At 45.6% G+C, this 3,944-nt stretch carries 6 protein-coding genes; all 6 read right to left on the minus strand.

Annotation, left to right across the window (positions count from 1 at the left end):
* Nucleotides 1-17: 17 nt before the first annotated feature.
* A complete protein-coding gene (locus BG32_RS16530; protein ID WP_259459635.1) occupies nt 18-515 on the minus strand; it encodes a hypothetical protein in 498 nt (165 codons plus the stop codon).
* On the minus strand, nt 473-1,228 hold the full coding sequence (locus BG32_RS16535) for a hypothetical protein (protein WP_259459636.1): 756 nt from the start codon (nt 1,226-1,228) through the stop codon (nt 473-475). The genes BG32_RS16530 and BG32_RS16535 overlap by 43 nt, the downstream gene beginning before the upstream one ends.
* 51 nt (nt 1,229-1,279) lie before the next feature.
* On the minus strand, nt 1,280-2,401 hold the full coding sequence (locus BG32_RS08880) for a sugar phosphate nucleotidyltransferase (protein ID WP_121526699.1): 1,122 nt from the start codon (nt 2,399-2,401) through the stop codon (nt 1,280-1,282).
* Nucleotides 2,402-2,412: 11 nt separating this feature from the next.
* Nucleotides 2,413-2,895 carry a hypothetical protein gene (locus BG32_RS08885; RefSeq protein ID WP_121526700.1) on the minus strand — a complete coding sequence of 161 codons (483 nt, stop codon included), beginning with the start codon at nt 2,893-2,895 and terminating at the stop codon, nt 2,413-2,415.
* Between the two features lie 174 nt (nt 2,896-3,069).
* Nucleotides 3,070-3,543, minus strand: a complete 474-nt coding sequence (locus BG32_RS08890) for a pyridoxamine 5'-phosphate oxidase family protein (RefSeq protein WP_121526701.1) — start codon at nt 3,541-3,543, stop codon at nt 3,070-3,072.
* 162 nt (nt 3,544-3,705) lie between these two features.
* A partial coding sequence (locus BG32_RS15835) for a hypothetical protein (RefSeq protein ID WP_220660319.1) occupies nt 3,706-3,944 on the minus strand: 239 nt, incomplete at its 5' end.

Raw genomic sequence — 3,944 nt, forward strand, 5'->3', positions numbered from 1 at the left:
GCAGAGTTCCGCTGAGTTCAGATCCTTTCAAGAACTCTTTCAGAGTTCCGTTGGCCTTTTGAAACAAACCTACTCGCCGCGGGGCCATATATCTGACTGAGAGAAAGGGGCCTCTTCAACAGACTCTTTCCGTAAACGATGTAATGCTTGTATTCCTTTCCGCCGGCGCGCCTCGCATTGGCAATCATGGTGGAATTCATTGAACTGATTGAAGAACCTTCTATCTCCTTGAAACCCATGTTCTGTATGTTTCTATAAGCCCTCAAAAACATCGCCGAGGGTACTCCCTTGTTTCTGAAATCGGGAACTACGAAGAGAATTGCTGCCCTCGCTCGTTCCAGCGACTTACGTAGCCTGAAGAATTTGTACCAGCCAAATGGCAAAAGTCTTCCTTCTATCTCTCTAATAATCGGGCTGAAATCTGGAAGCGCAACGAAGAAGCCGATCGGTCTCTCTCCTGATCTTGCAATAATCACCATTCTTCGATCGGCCACCAGCTTAAGCGTCTTTGCCATGTCATATAGCTCGTCGTATGTAGGGGCAGTATATCTTCCTCCCAGTTTGGAATCGATTCCTCCATAATCTTCTGAAGATCGGCCGAAACTTCCCTTATTCTTCTGAAATTTGCCTCTTCCACTCTAAACTTGTAGCGATCCATGGCGATCTCTGTGAACTTTATCTCTCGCTCTGAGATAACGTTTGCGAGGTCATATTGGAAACCAAGATACTTCAGATAGATCTCGAAACTGTCGAAGAAGCTTGCGTAATAAGGAGGATTGTATGGCATCAATACGGCAGGAGGGTCATCGAAGTTGTCAACCAGGAGTCCTCTGTAGTCATCTCCGTTCGTTGGAGAAACGGGTCCCTTCAGATAGTTCATTCCTTTGTTCCTCGCCCAACTTTCGGCAGTCCTCAGAAGCGCCTCGGCAACCTCCCTGTCGTCTACCGATTCGAATAATGTGAAGTAAGCATGTTTTACTGACTTTTCGTTGTTCATTACTTGTTCTATGCCAACGGCGATTCTTCCCTTAACTTCGTTATCATCCTTCGCGATGAAAAAAACATGAGGGCCATTTGCGAGAAGCTGTGAACCCCTGCTTCTCAGTATGGCCTTCATTTCATGGCTAAAAGGCGGGACCCAGAGCGGATAATCTCTGTACAATCTCTCTGGCAGATCAGTGAATTCTTTCCTATCCAGCCGGCTAGTGACTCTGACAATCTTCAACATGTGGCTACTCCTCAAAAAAACGTATGGACAATTGTAGCATGAGAAACCTCTCTACTTGTTAGCGGGACTGGCCTCCATAGTTCTAACGTCAGAGACATAGCGCTTCAGATTGGAATCGGCAAGCATTCCGCCCTTTCCATCGGAGCCAACATAATACTCCTGTGTAATAAGAAGATTTTTCGCCTTGAAACCCGTCTTTATCCTGACGTAATCCCCAAGGAAGACATTGCTTAGTTCAACATCGTCATGAATCCTGCAATTCGCGCCGATCATTACCGGACCTTCCAGTTTCACGTTCTTTTGTACTACAGATCCCGGCCCAATATAAACCGGAGTTATTATCTTCGTCGTTTTTTCGAGGAGCGATCCTGTACCTCTCCACAGGCCCTCGGTCACTTCTTTTCCAGAAGGTTTGAATCCCTTGATTTCTCCCCCAAGCGCCTTCGCAAGTATTTCGAGATAATCAGAATTTCGGCCGATATCGTACCAGTCTATCTTTGTATGGAGAGAGAAAACCCTTTCCTTTTTCTGGACGAGAAGTGGCAGCAACTCTCCCCCTATGTCGAAGAACTGATTCTTTGGAATGTACTCTAAAACCTCAGGCTCAAAGATATATATCCCCGTATTTGCAAGGTTGGATTTTGCTTTCTCTGCGGGTGGTTTCTCTTGAAAGGACTCGACTCGGCCAGAAGAGTCAGATACGATTATCCCGTAGTTAGAAACCTTGTCTATCTGAACCTCTTTAGAGATAATTGTGGCAACTGATCTGCTGGCCTTATGAAACTCGAAGGCTTCGGCCAGATCGAAGTCGACTATCGCGTCACCGCAGAGTACCACGAACGTCTCATCGAAAAAACCCGACTCTTCCTGGATCTTTTTCAGCCCACCTGCAGATCCTACCGGCTCAGGGACGAGCTGTCCCTTTTCAAAGTGACCTTCGAAGGAATAGCCGACCCTCACCCCGAATCTATATCCACTCCTCACGTAATTCTGAAGAACGCCCGCAAGGTGCGAGACATTTATCATGATCTCCTTTACGTCATACTTCGAAAGGAGCTCCAATATGAATTCGATAACCGGTTTCTCAATGATCGGGAGCATCGGTTTCGGTAGCCTGTTTGTCAACGGTCTCAATCTCGTCCCGGCCCCGGCTGCTAAAATCATGGCCTTCATGTATGTTCCTCCTATCTTCTGATTGTTCTCAGATTCTTATAAACTACCAAACCTCCGACTGCAAGCAACACTATCCCAATGAAAATTCCCAGCACTGTGGGTGCAAGCGAAATAAGGAGGAACAGTATTGACAAAGCAGACAAGAAAGAAGCTGCCGTCAGAACACCTTTGTCTTTCTCTTCTCTTCCGAAGTAAGATTGAAAAAGACCCACCGCAGGTGCGGCGATGAACAGTGCCCAACCGCCTTCGGTAATGAAACCCGGGAAGATGACATTTAGAGTTAGAATTACCGCTACCGTAATCAGTACTCCCGCCGGGACGAAGAGATTCCTGTCCCTTCCAGAGAAGGCTCTGTACTCCATGAATACTGCGGGAATCCATATGAATAAAAGCCAGAGATTCAAAGTGAAGGATTTTACGAATATTGTGAGAACACCGAGAAGAACCATTATTGTCCCAATTGTAATTCTAATAACTGTGTCCCTGTTCATCATCCATCGCCTCCAGAGAGTTCATTCATCGGAATTATAACAAGAAGATGGCTTCTTTAGTCAGAAGAATCGAAATACTTCAAACTGCGCAATCTGATCAAATCCCCAACTAGCAGTTTTCGATTTTCCGAACATAATTTCATCCAGAAGCTATCTTGCTAATCCTTAACAGAAAAACTATCCATTTGCGAACTTTCCAGTCAAATGAAGAACATCTATTCTGATAATGGAAGTGGCTTCCAGAGAGTTATTGATTTCGGTGATTCCTTCTTGGATATAGTCGGACGAGTACTTTGAAACCAGCTTCTTCAGGGCTTCGATCTTCTCTTCAACATTATCGACAACTGAAGCCTTTCCTAGAGCAATTGCGCTGCGGAAGTTCGTAGAGAAACGCTCAGGAATCACTTTTGCGTATTCGACCACACAAAAGGAAACATGGCTGTTTTGAGAAATGTTATCGAGCTTGTGCCCGGAAGAAGCACAGTGAATGAAAATCCTACCGTCTTCATACACATAATTTATCGGCACCCCGTAAGGCATTCCATTTATATCGGCAGTCGAAAGAACTCCAAACGAACCCTTTTTGAGCATTTCTCGAGCCTCGTTTTCAGGAAGCTCCTTATCTGATCGCCTCATCTTTCTAAATTCCAAATACTTCACCCCCAGCCTATACCCTGTATTTTACCTTATGTTCGAAATGATCCGCTCATTTTGCTTTGAAGACGCAGGAAGGTTCTTGTCAATCATTCGTATAACCCAAGTACAAGTCGCTACTTGCTTAGAACCGTAATACCCGCTGATCGCTGTTGAAGGCTACGTTGTCTGCCAACGGTCCTCCATCCTCTGCGAAGAAAAAAACAAAGATCCCGAAACAAGCTCGGGATGACAGTGTGAGGTCATTATGGAAACGTCGCATTCAGTATCTGAACTTGTTTCAGCATCCCGTTCTAAGAACCGCTCTGCGCTTAAGTACGAAGACCCGCTGAACGCTGTAAGCGAAAATAGGGACTGACCGGCTCCTATGGTCCCTTTTTCGCGTAAAAGGCAGAGAT

The sequence above is a fragment of the Mesotoga sp. HF07.pep.5.2.highcov genome (genome assembly GCF_003666285.1).
In the GTDB taxonomy this organism is placed as follows: domain Bacteria; phylum Thermotogota; class Thermotogae; order Petrotogales; family Kosmotogaceae; genus Mesotoga; species Mesotoga prima.

Bases quoted from the DNA above. Each gene is read 5' to 3' on its own strand.
- BG32_RS08880 (WP_121526699.1), bottom strand. From the start codon at position 2,401: ATGAAGGCCATGATTTTAGCAGCCGGGGCCGGGACGAGATTGAGACCG.
- BG32_RS16535 (WP_259459636.1), bottom strand. From the start codon at position 1,228: ATGTTGAAGATTGTCAGAGTCACTAGCCGGCTGGATAGGAAAGAATTC.
- BG32_RS08885 (WP_121526700.1), bottom strand. From the start codon at position 2,895: ATGATGAACAGGGACACAGTTATTAGAATTACAATTGGGACAATAATG.
- BG32_RS16530 (WP_259459635.1), bottom strand. From the start codon at position 515: ATGGCAAAGACGCTTAAGCTGGTGGCCGATCGAAGAATGGTGATTATT.